The 17,915-nt window shown below is 70.6% G+C and carries 18 protein-coding genes; 5 read left to right on the forward strand and 13 right to left on the reverse strand.

Going from position 1 to position 17,915, the window contains the following annotated elements:
* Nucleotides 1-47: 47 nt before the first annotated feature.
* From J4H91_RS11725 to J4H91_RS11755, 7 genes are all read right to left on the reverse strand, one after another.
* Nucleotides 48-1,511, reverse strand: coding sequence for a CoA-transferase (locus J4H91_RS11725; RefSeq protein WP_208046447.1), 1,464 nt, complete (start codon nt 1,509-1,511; stop codon nt 48-50).
* On the reverse strand, nt 1,508-2,248 hold the full coding sequence (gene fabG, locus J4H91_RS11730) for a 3-oxoacyl-ACP reductase FabG (protein WP_208046448.1): 741 nt from the start codon (nt 2,246-2,248) through the stop codon (nt 1,508-1,510). Before fabG ends, J4H91_RS11725 begins: the two co-directional genes overlap by 4 nt.
* Nucleotides 2,235-3,290 carry a LacI family DNA-binding transcriptional regulator gene (locus tag J4H91_RS11735; RefSeq protein WP_208046449.1) on the reverse strand — a complete coding sequence of 352 codons (1,056 nt, stop codon included), beginning with the start codon at nt 3,288-3,290 and terminating at the stop codon, nt 2,235-2,237. The genes fabG and J4H91_RS11735 overlap by 14 nt, the downstream gene beginning before the upstream one ends.
* A gap of 186 nt (nt 3,291-3,476) precedes the next feature.
* Nucleotides 3,477-4,268 carry an ABC transporter ATP-binding protein gene (locus tag J4H91_RS11740; RefSeq protein ID WP_208046450.1) on the reverse strand — a complete coding sequence of 264 codons (792 nt, stop codon included), beginning with the start codon at nt 4,266-4,268 and terminating at the stop codon, nt 3,477-3,479.
* Between the two features lie 4 nt (nt 4,269-4,272).
* Entirely contained in the window at nt 4,273-5,265 is a 993-nt protein-coding gene (locus J4H91_RS11745; protein ID WP_208046451.1) for an ABC transporter permease, read from the reverse strand.
* A gap of 118 nt (nt 5,266-5,383) precedes the next feature.
* Nucleotides 5,384-6,394 carry an ABC transporter substrate-binding protein gene (locus J4H91_RS11750; protein ID WP_208046452.1) on the reverse strand — a complete coding sequence of 337 codons (1,011 nt, stop codon included), beginning with the start codon at nt 6,392-6,394 and terminating at the stop codon, nt 5,384-5,386.
* Between the two features lie 194 nt (nt 6,395-6,588).
* Nucleotides 6,589-7,143, reverse strand: coding sequence for a YbhB/YbcL family Raf kinase inhibitor-like protein (locus J4H91_RS11755; protein WP_208046453.1), 555 nt, complete (start codon nt 7,141-7,143; stop codon nt 6,589-6,591).
* Between the two features lie 114 nt (nt 7,144-7,257).
* Between J4H91_RS11755 and J4H91_RS11760 the strand changes: the two genes are divergently transcribed.
* Nucleotides 7,258-8,040 carry a FadR/GntR family transcriptional regulator gene (locus tag J4H91_RS11760; protein WP_208046454.1) on the forward strand — a complete coding sequence of 261 codons (783 nt, stop codon included), beginning with the start codon at nt 7,258-7,260 and terminating at the stop codon, nt 8,038-8,040.
* 18 nt (nt 8,041-8,058) lie between these two features.
* Here the strand turns inward: J4H91_RS11760 and J4H91_RS11765 are convergent, their stop codons facing one another.
* Together J4H91_RS11765 and J4H91_RS11770 are read right to left on the reverse strand one after the other, a co-directional pair.
* Complete coding sequence (locus tag J4H91_RS11765) at nt 8,059-8,889, reverse strand: TipAS antibiotic-recognition domain-containing protein (RefSeq protein ID WP_208046455.1); 831 nt, start codon at nt 8,887-8,889, stop codon at nt 8,059-8,061.
* A gap of 232 nt (nt 8,890-9,121) precedes the next feature.
* Entirely contained in the window at nt 9,122-10,522 is a 1,401-nt protein-coding gene (locus J4H91_RS11770; RefSeq protein ID WP_208046456.1) for a pyridoxal phosphate-dependent decarboxylase family protein, read from the reverse strand.
* A gap of 191 nt (nt 10,523-10,713) precedes the next feature.
* Between J4H91_RS11770 and trhO the strand changes: the two genes are divergently transcribed.
* A complete protein-coding gene (trhO, locus tag J4H91_RS11775; RefSeq protein ID WP_208046457.1) occupies nt 10,714-11,661 on the forward strand; it encodes an oxygen-dependent tRNA uridine(34) hydroxylase TrhO in 948 nt (315 codons plus the stop codon).
* A gap of 98 nt (nt 11,662-11,759) precedes the next feature.
* On the opposite strand, the gene J4H91_RS11780 is transcribed toward trhO, so the two are convergent.
* The 4 genes from J4H91_RS11780 to J4H91_RS11795 form a co-directional block, all read right to left on the reverse strand.
* Nucleotides 11,760-12,683 carry an alanyl-tRNA editing protein gene (locus J4H91_RS11780; protein ID WP_208046458.1) on the reverse strand — a complete coding sequence of 308 codons (924 nt, stop codon included), beginning with the start codon at nt 12,681-12,683 and terminating at the stop codon, nt 11,760-11,762.
* A complete protein-coding gene (locus tag J4H91_RS11785; protein ID WP_208046459.1) occupies nt 12,680-13,744 on the reverse strand; it encodes a threonine aldolase family protein in 1,065 nt (354 codons plus the stop codon). The genes J4H91_RS11780 and J4H91_RS11785 overlap by 4 nt, the downstream gene beginning before the upstream one ends.
* A 120-nt stretch (nt 13,745-13,864) precedes the next feature.
* Nucleotides 13,865-14,548, reverse strand: a complete 684-nt coding sequence (locus tag J4H91_RS11790; RefSeq protein WP_341783525.1) for an SDR family NAD(P)-dependent oxidoreductase — start codon at nt 14,546-14,548, stop codon at nt 13,865-13,867.
* Nucleotides 14,549-15,979, reverse strand: coding sequence for a DUF6421 family protein (locus J4H91_RS11795; protein WP_208046460.1), 1,431 nt, complete (start codon nt 15,977-15,979; stop codon nt 14,549-14,551). It abuts the gene before it with no gap.
* Nucleotides 15,980-16,139: 160 nt separating this feature from the next.
* Between J4H91_RS11795 and J4H91_RS11800 the strand changes: the two genes are divergently transcribed.
* The 3 genes from J4H91_RS11800 to J4H91_RS11810 all read left to right on the forward strand — a co-directional run bounded on the left by J4H91_RS11800 (nt 16,140) and on the right by J4H91_RS11810 (nt 17,820).
* A complete protein-coding gene (locus J4H91_RS11800) occupies nt 16,140-16,598 on the forward strand; it encodes an Lrp/AsnC family transcriptional regulator (RefSeq protein WP_208046461.1) in 459 nt (152 codons plus the stop codon).
* Between the two features lie 86 nt (nt 16,599-16,684).
* A complete protein-coding gene (locus J4H91_RS11805; RefSeq protein WP_208046462.1) occupies nt 16,685-17,152 on the forward strand; it encodes an ArsR/SmtB family transcription factor in 468 nt (155 codons plus the stop codon).
* A gap of 2 nt (nt 17,153-17,154) precedes the next feature.
* A complete protein-coding gene (locus tag J4H91_RS11810) occupies nt 17,155-17,820 on the forward strand; it encodes an SRPBCC domain-containing protein (RefSeq protein WP_208046463.1) in 666 nt (221 codons plus the stop codon).
* Nucleotides 17,821-17,915: the final 95 nt, after the last annotated feature.

Consider the following 17,915-nt stretch of genomic DNA (forward strand, 5'->3'; position numbering starts at 1 on the left):
TCTCTCCTGGATGGTTGCCGGGCCGCGGCCCGGGAAGGCGTGTGGGGCTACGAGCGCAGCGCGAAACCGATGCGGTCGACGGCCTCGCGGGCGGCGTCCGTGTCGTCGACCTCGACGACGTGCCAGCCGTCCTCGAGGTACTGCAGCAGGAAGTGCTCGCTCGCGAGGTAGACCGGCTTGCCGCGCGAGATCGACCGGCTGGCGCTGAAGGTGACCTGGTCGACGCGCTCGACGAACTTGGGGTGGCGGCCCGAGGCGATCATGAGGAAGCACACGGCCTTGGCGCCGTCGGTGATGTCCATGAAACCGCCGCAGCCAACAGCCCTGCCGCCGAGCAGCGAGACGTTGATGTCGCCCGAGGGATCGACCTGCCCTGTCCCCATGAAGGTGATGTCGACGCCGCCGCCGTTGTAGAAGTCCATCTGCTGCGGGTGGCCGATGATCGCCTGGGGGTGGATCGCCGCGCCGAAGTCGACGATGCCGAGAGGGATCCCTCCGTAGGTGCCCGACTCGACGGTGAGGTGCACCTGGTCGAGCTTGCCGGTGCGAGAGAGGGCGCGTCCGATGGTGTCGGCCGGGATGCCGGTACCGACGTTGATGACGTCTCCGGTCTTCACGAGCTGCACGCCGCGCATGCCGACGGCGACGCGGTTCTCGTCCATCTCCTGCGCCTCGAAGGCCCGTCCCACATTCTCGGGGGTGACGTAGCCCGAGAGCAGATCGTCGCTGAAGCTCGGGAAGGAGTGCGTCTGACGGTGGAAGCGCTCCGGGTCGCTCGTGACGACGGCGTAGTCGACGAGCGGCGCGGGGACCGTGACGTCGCGGGCGCGGATCTCGCCCGGCTCCACGACCGCCTTGACCTGGGCGATCACGATGCCGCCGCTGTTGTGCACGGCCTGCGCGATGGCGAGCGCGTCGAGCCCCGACACCTCCTCGCGGTGGGTGAGGTTGCCGTTGCGGTCGATCACGGCACCTCGGATGATCGCGACGTCGAGGGAGAAGGGCTTGTAGCGGAGGTACTCCTCGCCGTCGAGCTCGATGAGCTCCACGTACTCGTCGGGAGCGATGCTCGCGCGCGCCGAGTCGTTGAAGCGGCCGCCGTCGACCCGGGGGTCGACGTAGGTGCCGATGCCGACGGTCGAGAGCTGGCCGGGCCGCTTCGCCGCGATCGTGCGGTAGAGCGTGGAGAGCTGTCCCTGCGGCAGGCAGACGCACTCGGCGCGATCCTGCCCGAGCAGCTCGCCCATCTTCGGTGTGAGCCCCCAGTGCGAGCCGATCACGCGCTTCACAAGACCCTCGTGCGCGAGGCGCGACATGCCCGCCTCGCGGTCCGACTGGCCCGCGGCCTGCACCCAGGTCAGCTGCCGCGGCGAGCCGGTCTCGAGGAACGACTCCTCGATCTTCGCGAGCACCTCGTCGGCGACGCCCATCATGGTCATGCCGTCGCTCACGCAGGTCGCACCGTCGCGGATGAGGCCGACCGCCTCCTCCGCGGTGATGATGCGGGTCACAGCTTGTACCCCCCGCCGATGTTGATGACCTCGCCCGTGACGTACGAGGAGTCGTCGGAGGAGAGGAAGGCGACGACGTTCGCCACGTCCTCGGGCTGGCCCGCGCGCTGCATGGGGATCTTCTCGAGCTGCGCCGCGAACAGGTGCTCGGGCATGCCCCGCGTCATGTCGGTCTCGATGAAGCCGGGGCACACCGCGTTCGCGGTCACGCCGGAGCGGGCCAGCTCCTTCGAGATGGAACGGGTGAGGCCCACCACGCCGGCCTTCGCCGCAGCGTAGTTCGTCTGGCCGATGTTGCCCATCCACGAGGCCGAGGAGACGTTGACGATGCGGCCGTAGCCGTTCGCGCGCATGTGCGTGCCGACGGCGCGGCAGGTGTAGAAGACGGCGGAGAGGTCGACGGAGATCACCGCGTCCCACTCGTCATCGGTCATCTTCCACAGCATCGCGTCGCGGTTGATGCCCGCGTTGTTCACGAGGATGTCGATCCTCCCCGCCCGCTCGACGATGTCGGCGATCGCGGCGTCGACCGCCGGGCGATCGGAGACGTCCAGGCGCATCCCGAAGCTCTCGTTGCCGGCCTCAACCGCAACCGCCTCGGCCGCCTCGAGGTTCATGTCGATCACGGCGACGCGGGCGCCGCGCTCCGCGAGGCGCAGCGCGATCCCTCGCCCGATGCCGCGCGCGGCACCCGTCACCACCGCGACCCGGTTCTCCAACGGCCTAGCCTCCGACATGTGCGTTCTCCTTTCCGATGCCGCATCCGCAGCTCTTCCCGATGTACAGACGGTGCTCGCAGAGCACCTCGCGGCGAGGACCCTGCGGGTGCGATCGCCGCTCGGTGACGCACTCCACCGCCTCGGCCGCGATGGCGCTGCGGGGCTGCACCATCGTGGTGAGGTCCACGAAGGGCGTGCGCGCGCCGGCGAGGCCGTCGAAGCCCGTGACGAGCAGGTCCTCGGGCACGCGCACCCCCGCGCGGGCGAACTCGTCGATGAGTCCGAGCGCGATCGCGTCGGTGCCGCAGATCACGGCCTCGGGCAGTTCGTCGAGGCCGAGCAGGTGCTTCGCGGCCCGAGCCCCGTCGGCCTGGTTCAGCCCGCCCGTGATGTTCCACTCGCGCCGCAGGGTGATCCCGTGCCGTTCCAGCGAGCGGCGGAAGCCGTCGCGCCGTCCCTTCGACGCCGACGACGAGACGGGGCCCGCCACCAGCGCGACGCGCTCCACGCCGTGCCCCAGCACGTGATCGGTGATCTGGGCGCCCGCGAGCGCGTCGTCGATGCCCACGAAGTCGGCGTCGACCCGGCCCATGCGCCGCGAGATCTGCACGAGCGGGATGCCCGCAGGGCGCAGCCGGCGCAGCACCTCTGCGTGGCCGAACTGCATCGCCGTGAGCAGCACGCCGCTCACATCGTGCCCGATCATGGCCTCGATCACCGCCGCGACGGCCTCGGGCTCGTCGCGGGTGTGGCTCAGGAAGACCTCGTAGCCGCGGTCGCGGGCCGCGTCGGTCACCGAGATCGCGAGCTCCGAGTAGAAGGGGTTCCCCACATCTGCCAGTACGAGGCCGAGCACCGGCCTCTTGCCGCGCGCAGCCTCGAGATCGGGGCGCGCGACGCCGTGCTCGTCTGCGGCGGCGAGGATGCGCCGACGCAGCGCCTCCGAGACCCCGGGGCGACCGCGCAGCGCGTACGAGACCGCGGCCGGGGTGACGCCCAGCATCCGCGCCAGCTCGGCCGCGGACATGCCCGCCCGCCGACTCTGAGACGTCTCGTTCATCTGTTAGCTCACCATCGCGCCGTGCCGGGGCCTGCACCGCGAAGGGGGCGGCGCCGGGATCGAATAGTCCTAGACTCCGCCACGGGCAGGGCGTTAAGCAACGTTAAGCGTTCGCCCCGGCGCCGGCCGGCGAGCGGAGTCCCACCGCCGGCCCGGCGAGCGGAGCACCCCGGCGCGAGGCCGCGCTCAGGCGAGCAGCGCGCGGTCGTCGAGCTGGGCGCCCTTGATCTTCGCGAACTCCTCGAGAAGACCGGCGACCGTGAGCTTGCGCTTCTCCTCGGCCGAGGCCTCGAAGACGATGTTGCCCTCGTGCATCATGATGAGCCGGTTGCCGAGACGCAGCGCCTGCTCCATGTTGTGCGTCACCATGAGGGTCGTGAGCCCGCCCTGGGAGACGATGCGATCGGTGAGCTCGGTGACGAGCGCGGCGCGCTGCGGATCGAGCGCGGCCGTGTGCTCGTCGAGCAGCAGGATGCTGGGGTGCGTGAAGCCCGCCATCAGCAGCGAGAGCGCCTGGCGCTGACCGCCCGAGAGCAGGCCGACCTTCGCGGTGAGGCGGTTCTCGAGGCCCAGCTCGAGCGACTTGAGCTCCTCGCGGAAGCGCTCCCGCTGCGGCTTCGTCAAAGCGAGGCCGAGGCCGCGCGGCTTGCCGCGGCGCAGCGCGAGGGCGAGGTTCTGCTCGATGGTGAGGCTCGGCGCCGTGCCGGCCATCGGGTCCTGGAACACGCGGCCGATGTACTTCGCGCGCTGGAACTCCCTGAGCCGGTTCACGCGGGTGCCGTCGATCTCGATCGAGCCGCGGTCGACGGTGTAGCGGCCCGAGATCGCGTTGAGCAGCGTCGACTTGCCCGCGCCGTTCGAGCCGATCACGGTGACGAAGTCGCCCTCCTGCATCCGCAGGCTGAGGCCCGTGAGCGCGCGGCGCTCGTTGACGGTTCCGGCGAAGAAGGTCTTCTCGATGCGGTCGATGTTGAGCATGCGGCTACCTCCCGGCGCTCTCTGCAGCGGGCTCGGCTTCCTCGGGGGTGGCGTCGTCGTAGAGCGAGGGATCCCTGCCCTCCGGATCCCTCACCTTGCCCCCGCGATCCTTCCACGCCGGAACGCGCTTCAGGAAGCCCCAGCGCGGCAGCAGCAGCGCTGCCACCACGAGCACGGCCGTGATGAGCTTCATGTCGTTGGGGTCGAGGCCCACCTGCAGCGCGAAGAAGATGATCATGCGGTAGAGCACGGCGCCGAAGACGGCGGCGAAGCTCGCGATCCAGATGAAGCGCTGGCCCAGGATCGCCTGGCCGATGATGACCGAGGCGAGTCCGACGAGGATGAGGCCGATGCCCATGCTGATGTCGGCGAAGCCCTGGTACTGGGCGACGAGCGCGCCGCAGAGCGCGACGAGGCCGTTCGACAGGGCGAGCGTGAGGATCTTCGTGCCGTCGGTGCTGACGCCGAAGCTCGCGATCATGGGGCCGTTGTCGCCCGTGGCCTGAATGGCGAGGCCGAGGTTCGTGGACAGGAACCAGTCGACCAGCAGCTTCACGACCATCACACCGGCGAAGATGATGAGCATGCTCAGCCAGGTCTTCGAGATGTCGGCCTCGGCGAGCGGGGTGAAGACCGTGTCTGCGCGCAGCAGCGGCAGATTCGACGTGCCGCTCGAGCCGGGTTTGGTCGTGCCCATGATGCGCAGGTTGATCGACCACAGCGCGATCATGGTGAGGATGCCCGCGAGCAGCCCGTCGATCCGGCCCTTCGTGTGGAGCACGCCGGTGACGGCACCCGCGACGAGGCCTGCGGCGCCGCCCGCGAGGGTCGCGAGCACGGGGTTGTGCCCGAGCGTGATCAGCGCCGCCGCGGTCGCCGCACCCGTGGTGAAGCTGCCGTCCACCGTGAGGTCTGGGAAGTTCAGCACCCGGAAGGTCAGGTAGACCCCGAGTGCCATGACCCCGTAGATGAGGCCGAGCTCGAGCGCACCGATCATGCCGTGATCCTATTCCTTATCGTGCGATGCGTCGAAGCGGGCGGCCGCGATGGCCGCCCGCCTCGACGCCGCGATGTTCCGCCGGACCGGGCTCGCGACCGGTTCGGCGAGCGAACGCCTACTCGACGACGTCGGCGCCCTCGGTGACCGAGTCGGGCAGGGTGACGCCCATGCGCTCGGCGGCCGCGGGGTTGACGGTGTTGGCGAGGGTCTTCGCGAACTCGACGGGCATCTCGGCGGGGTCGGCGCCGTCCTTCAGGATCTTGACCGCCATCTCGCCGGTCTGCTTGCCGAGCGCCTTGTAGTCGATGCCGAGCGTCGCGATCGCGCCGCCCTCGACGGTGCCCGCCTCGGCGGCGATCACGGGGATCTTCTTCTCCTCGGCGACCTGCACGAGCGCGGCGACGCCGGTCACGACCATGTTGTCGGTCGGCACGTAGATGGCGTCGACGTCGCCGAGGGCCTCGGTGGCCTGCGCGATGTCGTTCGCGGTGGTGACGGTCTGGGTGACGATCTCGATGCCCATGCCGTCGGCGACCTCGGTCGCGTTCTTCACCTGCACCTCGGAGTTCACCTCGCCCGACGCGTAGACGATTCCGACCTTCTTGGCGTCGGGCACGAGCTCCTTGATGAGGTCGAACTGGCCCTGCAGAGCATCCTCGGGAACCGCATCGCTCGTGCCGGTGACGTTGCCGCCCGGCTTCTCGTTCGACTCGACGAGCTCGGCCTCGACCGCGTCGGTGACGGCGGTGAAGAGCACCGGCTTGTCGGTGATCGCCTGCGCGGCGGCCTGGGCCGACGGGGTCGCCACGGCGAGCACGAGGTCGAGGTCGGAGGTCGAGAAGTTCTGCGCGATGGTCACCGCGTTCTGCTGCTCGCCCTGCGCGTTCTCGAGTTCGAACTCGACGTCGAGCCCGGCCTCCTCGAAAGCCTCCTGGAAGCCCTCGGTCGCCGCGTCGAGCGCGGGGTGCGGAGCGAACTGGCTGATGCCGACCTTCAGGGTCTCACCGGAGGCATCGTCGCCGCCCGAGCTGTCTGCTCCGCCCGAGCACGCGGTCAGCGTGAGCGCGGCGGCTGCGGTGATGCTCGCGAGCGCGAGGGCACGGCGGCGGAAGGGGGTCTGTCGCATGGGTATCTGGTCCTTCAGACGATGGGTGCGGAGCGGCCGTCACGGCGCAGTTCTGCGCAAGACCGCTCCGAGCATAGTAATGGGCGCGGCGCGGATTCGCGCCACAGCTGGAGAGTTCGTGACCGAGCCGTTGCCTCGGCGCCCCCGGATTGTGGAGGATGCGTGCAGGCGAGGCGGGCGGGATCCCTCGCCCCCTACGCCGCCTGACCGAACTCGCCGGTCGCCACGATGATCGCGCGGGCGATCACCGCGTCGCGCATCATGAAGCCCATGACCGCGGGCGTCGCCTGCGGGTCGACCTCGATGCGCTCGACGTCGAGCGCGTGCACCACGAACCAGTAGTGGTGCACGCCGGTGCCCTCCGGCGGCGCGGCGCCGGTGAACGCCGGCTCGCGCTTCTCGTTCGGCATCGTGATCGCGCCCGCGGGCAATGCGGCCGAGCCGAGGGCTCCCGCCCCGGCAGGCAGTTCGGTGACCGAGAGGGGGATGTTCGCGACGGCCCAGTGCCAGAAACCCGAGCCGGTCGGAGCGTCGGGGTCGAAGCAGGTGACCGCGAAGCTCTTCGTCTCCGCGGGGAAGCCCGACCAGCTGAGCTGCGGAGAGCGGTTCGCGCCGCCCGCGCTCTCGGCATAGAGCTCGGCGGGGAGCGGTTCGCCGTCCTGGATGTCGGCGCTCGTCAGAGTGAACTCCGCCACCTCCCGCATGCCCGCGTACGGATCGATCCTGCCGTGGCTCGGATGCTGCGTCATCGTTCTCCTTCTCCTTCGAAGTCGGGCCGGTGATCCCTCAAGCCTAGACGGTTCGCCTCGATATACTGGGGCGGAATCGGGCGGCACCGCGCCCGAGGAAGTGCGAGGTGGACCTTGGCCGGGACGACAGGATCCGAGCGGGCGCGCACGACCCTCGCCTTCCTCCGTCGCAAGATCACCACGGGGGAATGGCCGGTCGGCAGCCGCATCCCGATCGAGCCCGAACTCGCCGAGCAGACGGGCGTCGGGCGCTCGACCGTGCGCGAGGCCGTGCGATCCCTCGCCAGCATGGGCATGCTCGAGACCCTGCCCGGCCGCGGCACCTTCGTGCGCTCGGCGGCGCCGACGAGCACACTGCTCAACGAGTTCCTGAACGACTTCACGCTCGAGGAGATCCTCAGCTACCGCCGCGCGCTCGAGATCGAGGCCGCCCAGCAGGCCGCGCTGCACCGCTCGGAAGACGACGTGATCGCCCTCGAGGAGGCGGCAGCCGAGGAGATCGGCTGCACCCGCTGCCCCGTGCTGGGCCTCGCCGAGGGGCAGGACAACTCGGCGTTCGACAGCAAGTTCCACCGCCTCGTCTTCGACGCGGCGAAGAACCGCCTGCTCGCCTCGCTCTACGCCGGCATCAACGATCAGCTGCGCACCCCCGAGCACCGGGGGCGCCTCGCCAACGTGGCCACGGGCCATGAGATGGAGAGGGATCACGCGCGCGTGCTCGACGCGATCCGCCGTCGCGACTTCATCGACGCCGTGCACGCGATGGTCGATCACGTCGACCACGACGTCGTCATCGTCAACGATCAGCACGAGGTGGTGCCACCGCTCGTGCGCACGCCCGAGCAGCAGCAGCGCATCGATCAGGCCCGCGAGGCGGAGGACGCGCGGATCGGCTGATACCGCCCGTCCGGCCCCTTACAGCTCGCGGTCCGCGTAGATCCGCAGCGCGTCGCGCACGAAGGTCGCACCTTCGACGCCACCGTAGTTCGCGGCGAAGCGCTCGTCGGCCACGTACATCTCGGCGAGGCCGAGCACGTAGCCGGCGAGGTCTCCGCCTGCCTCGTGCGCGGGGGTTCCCGGGATGCCGCGCAGCCACTCGACGTGGCGGCGGGCCAGGTCCTGGGCGGCCTCGGACGCGGGATCGGCGCCGTCCTGCGCGGCCTCGGTCCAGTCGCGGCCCAGCCGCTCGGCGCGCTCGCGCCAGTCGGCCTGACCCTGCTCGCCGAGGCCGCGCCACCAGCCGTCGCTCTTGGCGTAGGCGTCGGCGCCCCAGCGCTGCTCGACCTCCTCGCGGTACTGCGTGTGGTCGAAACCGTCGAACATGTTCTCGGACATGAGATCCTCCTGTGGGTTCTGCTCCCCGGGGGCGGCGTGGGCACGACTCGTGCGGTCGAGCGCGGCGATGGTGCGCTCGACCGAGCCGATCTGCGCCTCGATGCGGCTGCGCTCGCGCTGCAGCAGTTCGAGGTGCGTCGCCAGCACGCGGGCCTCCGCCGCGGCCGGGTGCTCCCCGCCCGCCGCCTGCGCGTCCTGGGCGCGCAGCACCTCGCCGATCGCGTCGAGCCCGAGCCCGAGCCCGCGCAGCAGCAGCACGCGCTGCAACCGCACGAGCGCGCGGTCGTCGTAGTAGCGGTAGCCGTTGCCGCCTACGCGACTCGGGCGCACGAGCCCGATGTCGTCGTAGTGGCGCAGGGTGCGCGAGGTGGTCCCCGCCGCCCTGGCGATCTGCTGGATCGAGTACTCCACGATTCCCTCCGGATGGCCGGGACTCTCCCGGCTCGAGACCCACGCTAGAGGTTGACGTTACGTCAAGGTCAACACGGATCCCTCGCGGGAATCTGCGGCGACTCGGGGTCCCGAAACGTCCTCCGGGCCCGAAACGCGGGCTTCTGCACGAGATGAGGGTGTCTACACGGGTAAAACGGGCACATCTCGTGCAGAAGGGCGCGTCTCGCGAGCGGAGCGCAGACCAGGATCCCTACTCCATGGAGTCGAGGATCGCCGTGAGGTGTTCGAAGGTGGTGCGGGGGTTCACGATCGCGAAGCGCGTGTTCGGGCGCCCCGCGTGCGAGCTCGGTACGACGAAGGCGCGCTGCTCCTCGAGCAGCTTGGCCGACCAGCGGTCGTAGTCGCCGCGCTCCCAGCCGTCGCGCTCGAACACGACGACCGAGAGCTGCGGGTCGCGCACGAGGCGCAGACCGGGGCGGCGCTCGATCTCGGCCGCGATCTGCCTCGCCAGCTCGAGCGAGTGCGTCACCGCGTCGCGGTAGGCCGCGACGCCGTAGGTCGCGAGCGAGAACCACATCGGCAGGCCGCGGGGCCGGCGCGTGAGCTGGATGGAGTAGTCGGAGGGTGCCCAGTCATCGGTCTCCGTCAGCGTGTCGAGGTACTCGGCGTGCTGCGTGTGGGCACGGCGCGCGAGCTCGGGATCGCGGTAGATCAGCGCGCACACGTCGTAGGGCGCGAACAGCCACTTGTGCGGGTCGACGATCACCGAGTCGGCGCGCTCCACCCCCTCGAAGAACGGCCGCCCGAGCGGCGAGAGCATGGCGGTCAGGCCGTAGGCGCCGTCGATGTGCAGCCAGAAGTCGAACTCGTCCTTCAGCGCCGCAATGCCCGCGATGTCGTCGACGATGCCGAAGTTCGTGGAGCCGCCGGTCGCGACCACCGCGAAGACGCGGTCGCCGTGCTCCTCGAGTGCTGCGCGCACGGCGTCGGCGTGCAGCACGCCGTCGTCGCCGCCCGGCACGGCGATCACGTCGACGTCCATGACGCGCGCGGCCGACTTGTTCGACGAGTGCGCCTCGGCGCTGCACACCATCGCCCAGCCGCCCTCGGGGTCGCCGAGACCGCGCTCGCTGCGCGCGGCGCGGGCGCTGTCGCGGGCCGCGACGAGCGCGGAGAGGTTGCCGATGGTGCCGCCCTGCACGAACACGCCGCCCGCACCCTCGGGCAGGCCGAACTCCGAGGCGAGCCAGTCCAGCACCTCGTTCTCGGCGTGCACGGCGCCCGCGCCCTCCATCCACGAACCGCCGTAGAGCGCGCTCGACGAGACGACCAGGTCGAAGGCGATCGCGGCCTTCGACGGCGCCGACGGGATGAACGAGAGGTACTGCGGATGATCGGTCGTGATGCAGGCGGGGGCGAACACGTGCTCGAAGAGGCCGAGCGCGCGACGGGCGCCGAGCCCCTCCTCGGTGATGGTGGCACCGGCGATGCGCTTGAGCTCGGCTTCGGTGCTCGGGTGGTCGAGCGGCGTGTCGTCGGCGAGGATGCGTCGGCGCGAATAGTCGAGCACCAGATCCACGATTCCGCGCGTCTCGTCGGTGACCGAGTGCATGCGTGCGGCGGTGTTCGTCTGCGTCGTGTCGTCTGACATGGCGTTCCTTCTGATTTCGGTGGCGCGGAGACTCGAGGCCTCCTCGCTGCCAGTGTGCTCGACGCGCACGGCGTTGGCAACCCGGAACCCGCACATCCTCCCACGAGCGCATCCTCGGCTCGGAGCGCTGCGTCCGCTCCCGGCCCCTGAGCCTGTCGAAGGGGGCTCCGTCGCCCGCGTAGCATGGTCGGGTGAGCGACCCCAAGATCCTGCTGTACTACGTGTTCGCCCCGGTCGCCGACCCCGAGGCGGTGCGGCTGTGGCAGCGGGAGCTGTGCGAATCGCTGGGGCTGCGGGGGCGCATCATCGTGTCGAAGCATGGCATCAACGGCACGGTGGGCGGGGAGCTCGACGCGTGCAAGCGCTATCTCAGACGCACCCGCGAGTACGGTCCGTTCGCCGGCCTCGAAGCGAAGTGGAGCGACGGCACCGGTTTCGTCGCGACGCGACCGGAGCTGCTGAAGGGCGTCGACCGCTCGGTACCCTGGCGGCGCATCGCCGACTTCCCGAAGCTCAGCGTGAAGGCGCGCGACGAGCTCGTGGCGTTCGGCGTCCCCGACGAGCTGCGCGTCGACGAGAACGGCGTCGTCGGAGGCGGCGAGCACCTCTCCCCCGCGGCGGTGAACGAGCTCGTGGCGGAGCGGGGCGACGAGGTCGTGTTCTTCGACGGCCGCAACGCGTGGGAGGCCGAGATCGGGCGCTTCAAGAACGCGGTGGTGCCCGATGTCGAGACCACGCACGGCTTCATCGAGCAGATCGAGTCGGGCGTCTTCGACGATCTCAAGGGCCGACCCGTGGTGACCTACTGCACGGGCGGCATCCGGTGCGAGATCCTGTCGGCTGCGATGAGGGATCGGGGCTTCGAGGAGGTCTACCAGATCGACGGCGGCATCGTGCGCTACGGCGAGGCCTTCGGCAACGACGGTCTGTGGGAGGGATCGCTCGCCGTCTTCGACGGACGCGAGGCGATGGAGTTCGCCCCGGGGGCCGCGGTGCTTGGTCGCTGCGCGGTGTGCGGCGAGGGATCCTCCCGCCTCGCGAACTGCGCCGACCCCTCGTGCCGCGCGCGCTTCGTGGTGTGCGACGCGCACGTCGGCGCCCGCTGCGGGGAGTGCAGTGGGCCCTCTCCCGCTGGTTGAGCGAGGAGCGCAGCGACGAGTCGAAACCGAATCGCGGGCCTCGATTTCGACTCGGCTGCGCCTCGCTCAATCGGCGGAAGGAGGCTGCACCCGCTCGGTCAGCGGGTGGAGGCGGGGCCGGTCGAGGTGCGCATCGTGAGTTCGACGCCGCCCGTCACGTCGGTGCGCTCGAGCGTCACCTCGATGCCGACGAGCTCTGCGATATCCGAGACGTGCGTTCCGCCGCAGGGGATCTCGACTCGCCCCTCGGGCAGTTCGCACACCCAGCTGCGGCGCGCCGAGATGCCGCTCGCCTCGCGTTCGATGCGCACGGCGCCGCCCGCGGCGACCCACTCGGCGAGCCGCGCGTTCGCGCGGGCCGCGACGCCGGACGGGTCGTCGAGCGCGTCGACTGAGAAGCCCTTGCGCCGCAACGACTTGCCGATGCGGTAGACGTCGACCGAGCCGAAGGGCTCGATGCGCGAGCTCTGAATGGCCAGCGCGTCGAAGGCCGGACTGCCGAGCGGGTCCTCGCTCACCGGCTTCGACCATGCGCCTGCGAGCGCCGCGTCGAGGGCGAGCGCGGCGAGGTGGCAGGCGGTGTGCCCTGCCGAGAGGGCGGCCCGGAGCGAGGGATCCGCCCAGGCCTCGACGGTGTCTCCCACCGCGGGCGGGGGTCCGTCGACGACGTGCACCACGCAGAAGGTCCAGCCCTCCGTGCCGGTGCGCACCGGCACGTCCTCCCCGACGAACAGCCGACCGGCCGACTCGCCGTCCGCCGGCACCGCTCCCATCACGGCGCGACGGATCTCGGCGCTCTCGCCGCCGAAGCGCAGCACGCCGGCGTCCGAGGGCTGATCGGGCCAGGCCGTGTCGACGGGATGGAAGGCCGTGCGATCGAGCACCACACCGAACTCGCCGTCCGCGAGGGGCACGACGTGCGTGACGACGCCCGTCGACGACGTGGCGCCGTCGGGGTAGAGCACCTCGGTGTCGGCCCGCACCGCAGCGGAGCCGAGCTCGGTGCCGGACTGCGGACTCATGCGAGCTCCGCGCGCATCGCCGCGAGGAAGGCGTCGATGTCGTCCTCGGTCGTGTCGAAGCTGCACACCCAGCGCACCTCGTGCTTCGCCGCGTCCCAGTCGTAGAAGCGGAAGCGCTCGCGCAGCCGGTCGGCGACGCCCTCGGGCAGCGTCGCGAACACGGCGTTCGCCTCGGTCGGCTGCGTGAAGCCGACACCGGGCAGGGATCCCTCCGCGATGCCCGCCTCGACGCCGTCGCGGAGGCGGCGCGCCATGGCGTTCGCGTGCGCGGCGTTGCGCAGGAAGAGGTCGCCGTCGAGCAGCGCGAGCAGCTGCGCGGAGACGAAGCGCATCTTCGAGGCGAGCTGCATCTGGTTCTTGCGCAGGTAGATGAGGCCGGGCGCGGCGTCCGGGTTCAGCACGACGATCGCCTCGGCGCCGAGCGCGCCGTTCTTCGTGCCGCCGAACGAGAGCGCGTCGATGCCGACGTCGGTGGTGAACGCGCGCAGCGGCAGCCCCAGCGAGGCGGCGGCGTTCGACAGGCGGGCCCCGTCCATGTAGACGCGCATGCCGCGCTCGTGCGCGAAGTCGCAGATCGCCCGCAGCTCGTCGGGCGTGTAGAGGGTGCCGAGCTCGGTCGACTGGGTGAGATAGACGACGAGCGGCTGCGCACGATGCTCGTCGTTCCAGCCCCACGCCTCGGTCGCGATCAGCTCGGGGGTCAGCTTGCCGTCCGGAGTCGGCACGGGCAGCAGCTTGATGCCGGCCGACTTCTCGGGCGCGCCCCCCTCATCCACGTGGATGTGCGCGGTCGCGGCGCAGATCACCGCGCCCCACCGCGGCAGCATGGCCTGCAGGCCGACCACGTTCGCCCCGGTGCCGTTGAAGACCGGCCACACCGTGGATCCCTCGCCGAAGTGGCCCTCGACGACCTCGCCCAGCCTGGCCGTGTAGTCGTCCTCGCCGTAGGCGATCTGGTGCCCGCCGTTCGCCGTCGCGATCGCCTCGAGCACCTCCGGGTGCACTCCGGAGTAGTTGTCTGAGGCGAAGCCTCGCAGGGCGACGTCGTGCAGCTGTTCCATTCGGGTCCTCGGTGTCGTTCGGGTGGGGGTTGGTTTCGACTGGTTTCGACTCGCTTCGCTCGCTCAACCCAAGGCTCGCTCAACCCAAGGCTCGCCGGGCCGGCGGGAAGCCTCGCTCGCTCAACCGGCGGCGAGGGATCCCGTCACGTCGACGATCGTGTCGTTGACCGCGCCGGCTTCCGCACCCCACAGGTCGATGTAGGCGTCGGCGACGCGCTCCTCGAGCCCGGCCAGCGCCTTCACCCTGAAGACTACCGCGGCCGCCCTGAGCGGCTCGCCGCGATCCCTCGCGTCCTTCGCGAAACCCTGCGCGACGGCCCGCGTCCAGGCCTCGCTCGCCGCCTTCACCGCAGCGTAGTTCGCGCCGCCCGCGAGCGGGCGCGCGACGGCCGTCGACGACACGATCGCCACGCGCGCGGCCGCGGAGGCCCGCAGCCCCGCATCGAAGGCCCGGGTCACGTTGCGCAGGGCCGTGAACGAGTTCTCGAGGAAGCGGTAGTCGGCCTCGGTCTGCCCGGCGAGGCCGCCCCCGCCGCGCCAGCCGCCCACGAGGTGCAGCAGCCCGTCGACCGCGACGCCCTCCTCGCGCAGACGCTCGGCGAGCGCGAAGACGGCGGCCTCGTCGGCGAGGTCGGCGACGGCGGTGCGAGCGCCCGCCGTCGAGAGCAGTTCGAGCTTCTCCGGGCTGCGCCCGACCGCGATCACGCCGGCGCCCGAGGCGATCAGCGCCCGGGACGCGACCAGGCCGGAGGTGCTGGTCGCACCCGCGACCAGCACCGTCCGGTCTCTGAGGTCGCCGGTCACTCAGACATCCGTTCCGCGGATGCCCGTCGTCGATTCGATGACGGGCTTCATCTTCTTGTCGAGCGCCTCGAAGAACATCGACAGCGGGAACTCGTCGTCCATCACGAGGTCGGTGTAGCCCTTCGGCGGCCCGGCGAGCACCTCGCGCGGCAGGCCCTCGGCCCACACCGAGGCGGGGTTCGGCGTGACGACGCTCGAGACGAGCTCGTACGCCTTCAGCCAGTGCACGGTCTTGGGCCGGTCGATCGACTCCCAGTAGAGGTCGTCGATCGCGTCGCCGAGCTCGACGACGGCGTCGGCGACGCGGTCCCAGTCGAAGCTCAACTCGACGTCGCGCCACTCGAGCACGTGCTTCTTGTGCAGCCACGCGAAGAGCAGCTGGCCGCCCAGGCCGTCGTAGTTGCGCACCCGCGAGCCGGTGATGGCGAAGCGGAAGATGCGGTCGAAGATGACGGCGTACTGCACGAGGCCCGCGTGCTTGCGGGTCTGCTGCTCCACCTCGTTCAGCTCGTCGCCCGCCGCGACGCGAGCGTCGAGGGCGCGCTGGATCTTCACCGATTCCCGGAAGGCTGTGAGGTCGCAGCGCAGCTCTTCCAGGGAATAGAGGAAGAACGGCATGCGCTGCTTGATCATGAAGGGATCGAAGGGCAGGTCCCCGCGCATGTGCGTGCGGTCGTGGATGATGTCCCACATCACGAAGGTCTTCTCGGCGAGGTCCTGGTCCTGGAGCATCTCGGCCGCGTCATCGGGCAGCACGAGCTTCGTGATGTCGGCTGCGGCCGCGGTCACCCGGCGGTAACGGGCGGCCTCGCGATCCTGGAAGATCGCGCCCCAGGTGAAGCGAGGGATCTCGCGCATCGCGACCGTCTCGGGGAAGAGCACGGCGGAGTTCGTGTCGTATCCGGGCGTGAAGTCGATGAGTCGCAGCGAGACGAAGAGCTTGTTGCCGTAGTCGCCCGCCTCGAGCTCGGCGATGAACTCCGGCCAGATCGTCTCGACGAGCACGGCCTCGACGAAGCGGTTCGACGAGCCGTTCTGCGTGTACATCGGGAAGACGACCAGGTGGCGGATGCCATCGACGCGGTGCTGCTGGGGCTGGAACTCGACCAGGGAGTCGAGGAAGTCGGGCTCGGCGAAGTCGCTCGCCGCCCAGCGCGCGAAGTCGCGCGGCAGCGCCTCGAGGTAGGCAGCGTCGTGCGGGAAGAGCGGGGCGAGCGCCTCGATGGAGGCGACGATCGTGTCGACGAGCTCGCGGGCCTCTGCGTGATCGGCCGCCTCGGGGATCGAGCCGTCCTTGGCCTGCAGAGCCTGGATGGCGGTGGCGGCCTGCTTCAGGCGCAGCCAGGCGCCGCTGGTCTCGACCGCGCGCACGTCCTCCAGGACCTCGGGTTCTCCGATGACGGTCGGTGCGTGCTGCACTGAAGTGGACATGGAAACCTCCGATCAAGGTGTCGTGCGTAAATTTTCCGGCATTATTCAATGCTTACGGGAATTTTTACACAGTGGGAGGGTGGTGTCAACGCATACGATCTCCCCAGCATGCTGGCGCGCACGTGAACCTCACGGCCCGTCGGCTGCTAGCCTTCACCCCATGGAAGACCCCGTCGATCGGCGCCTCGCAGCGGAGGTGGCGCGCGACCCGCGCGCCACACTCTCCCAGCTCTCGGCCCGAGTGGGCCTGTCGAGCTCGGCCGTGCAGGCCCGCCTGAAGCGCCTGGAGAACAGCGGGGTCATCACCGGCTATCGCGCCGTCATCGACCCCGAAGCCGCGGGCAAGCCCCTCTCGGCCTTCATCGAGGTGACGCCGCTCGACCCCACGCAGGCCGACGAAGTGCCCGGGCTCCTCGAACACCTCAGCGCGATCGAGTCGTGCTACTCCATCGCGGGCGAGGCGAGCTACATGCTGTTCGTGCGCGTGGCCGCGCCCCGCGACCTCGAGACGCTCATCCAGAGCATTCGTCGGGCCGTGCTCGCGAACACGCGCACGACGGTCGTGCTGCAGACGTTCTACGAGCACCGACCCATGCTCGAGGCACCCGAGACCGACTGACGTACCCGTGGTCGACTGACGCACCCCGCCTATGGCGCGATAATTTCATTCTTGACTTATATAAGCAAGCACGCAAACATAGAAACATGCACGCACTCGACGTTCTCGGAGACCCGGTCCGCCGGCGCATCCTCGAGCTGGTGAGTGCGGGCGAGACGCCCGCTGGCGGCATCGCGGCCGAGATCACCGAGGAGTTCGGGATCAGCCAGCCCGCCGTGTCGCAGCACCTGCGCGTGCTGCGCGAGCACGGCTTCCTGACGGTGCGGCCCGAGGGCGCGCGTCGGCTCTACGCGGTAGACCCGCAGGGCGTGCGCGAGGCGAGCGAATGGCTCAGCCCGTTCGAGCGCTTCTGGCGCGGCCCGCTCGCCGCGCTCGGCACGGAACTCGCCCGCGGCCGCCGGGAGAGCCGACTCGCGGAGGAGGCGCGCGGGTCGCGGGAGACCGCGAGTGGCGGGGCCGACGGACGGAGGTCCGAGAGACGCGGGCACGAGAAGCGCGGCGGCGACAGCGCCGCCGTCGTCGATTTCCCGAGGAAGAAGAAGGACGAGGAGTGATCATGGTCGACGTGAACGAGCAGATCGGCAGCGTGACGCGCGAGCTGCGCGAAGAGGAGATCGACGGGCACCCGTCGCACGTGCAGACGATCTCGCAGGAGTACCCGGCGGGCATCGACGAGGTGTGGAGCGCGACCACGGAGGCCGAGCGCATCGCGCGCTGGTTCCTTCCGGTGTCGGGCGAGCTGCGGCTCGGCGGTCGCTATCAGTTCGAGGGCAACGCCGGCGGCGAGGTGCTCGCCTGCGAGCCGCCCGCCGACGGCTCGGCGGGCTACCGCGCGACCTGGGAGTTCGGCGGCGGCATCACCTGGGTCGCGGTGCGACTCACGGCGCTGGATGCCGACCGCACCCGCTTCGAGCTCGAGCACACCGCTCGCGCCGCCGACGTGCCCCCCGGCATGTGGGAGACGTTCGGCCCCGGCGCGACGGGCGTGGGCTGGGACGGAGGGCTGCTCGGCCTGGCGCTGCACCTCGGTGCGGTCGAGGGATCCCTCTCCCCCGAGCAGGCGAACGCCTGGGCGGTCACCGACGAGGGCAAGGCCTTCTACCGCGGCGCAGCAGACGGCTGGGCTGCGGCGCACGTCGCGGCGGGCTCCGACCCTGAGACCGCGGCTCGCGCCGCCGACGCCACGTACGGCTTCTACACGGGAGCGGAGCCGCAGGGCTGAGGCCGACCCCACGGCGTCGGGGGGGGGGGGGGGGGGGGGGGGGGGGGGGGGGGCGCCCCCCCCCCCCGCGCCACCAGCCGCCCGGCGGGGGGGGG

Source organism: Leucobacter ruminantium (genome assembly GCF_017565705.1).
Lineage (GTDB): Bacteria > Actinomycetota > Actinomycetes > Actinomycetales > Microbacteriaceae > Leucobacter > Leucobacter ruminantium.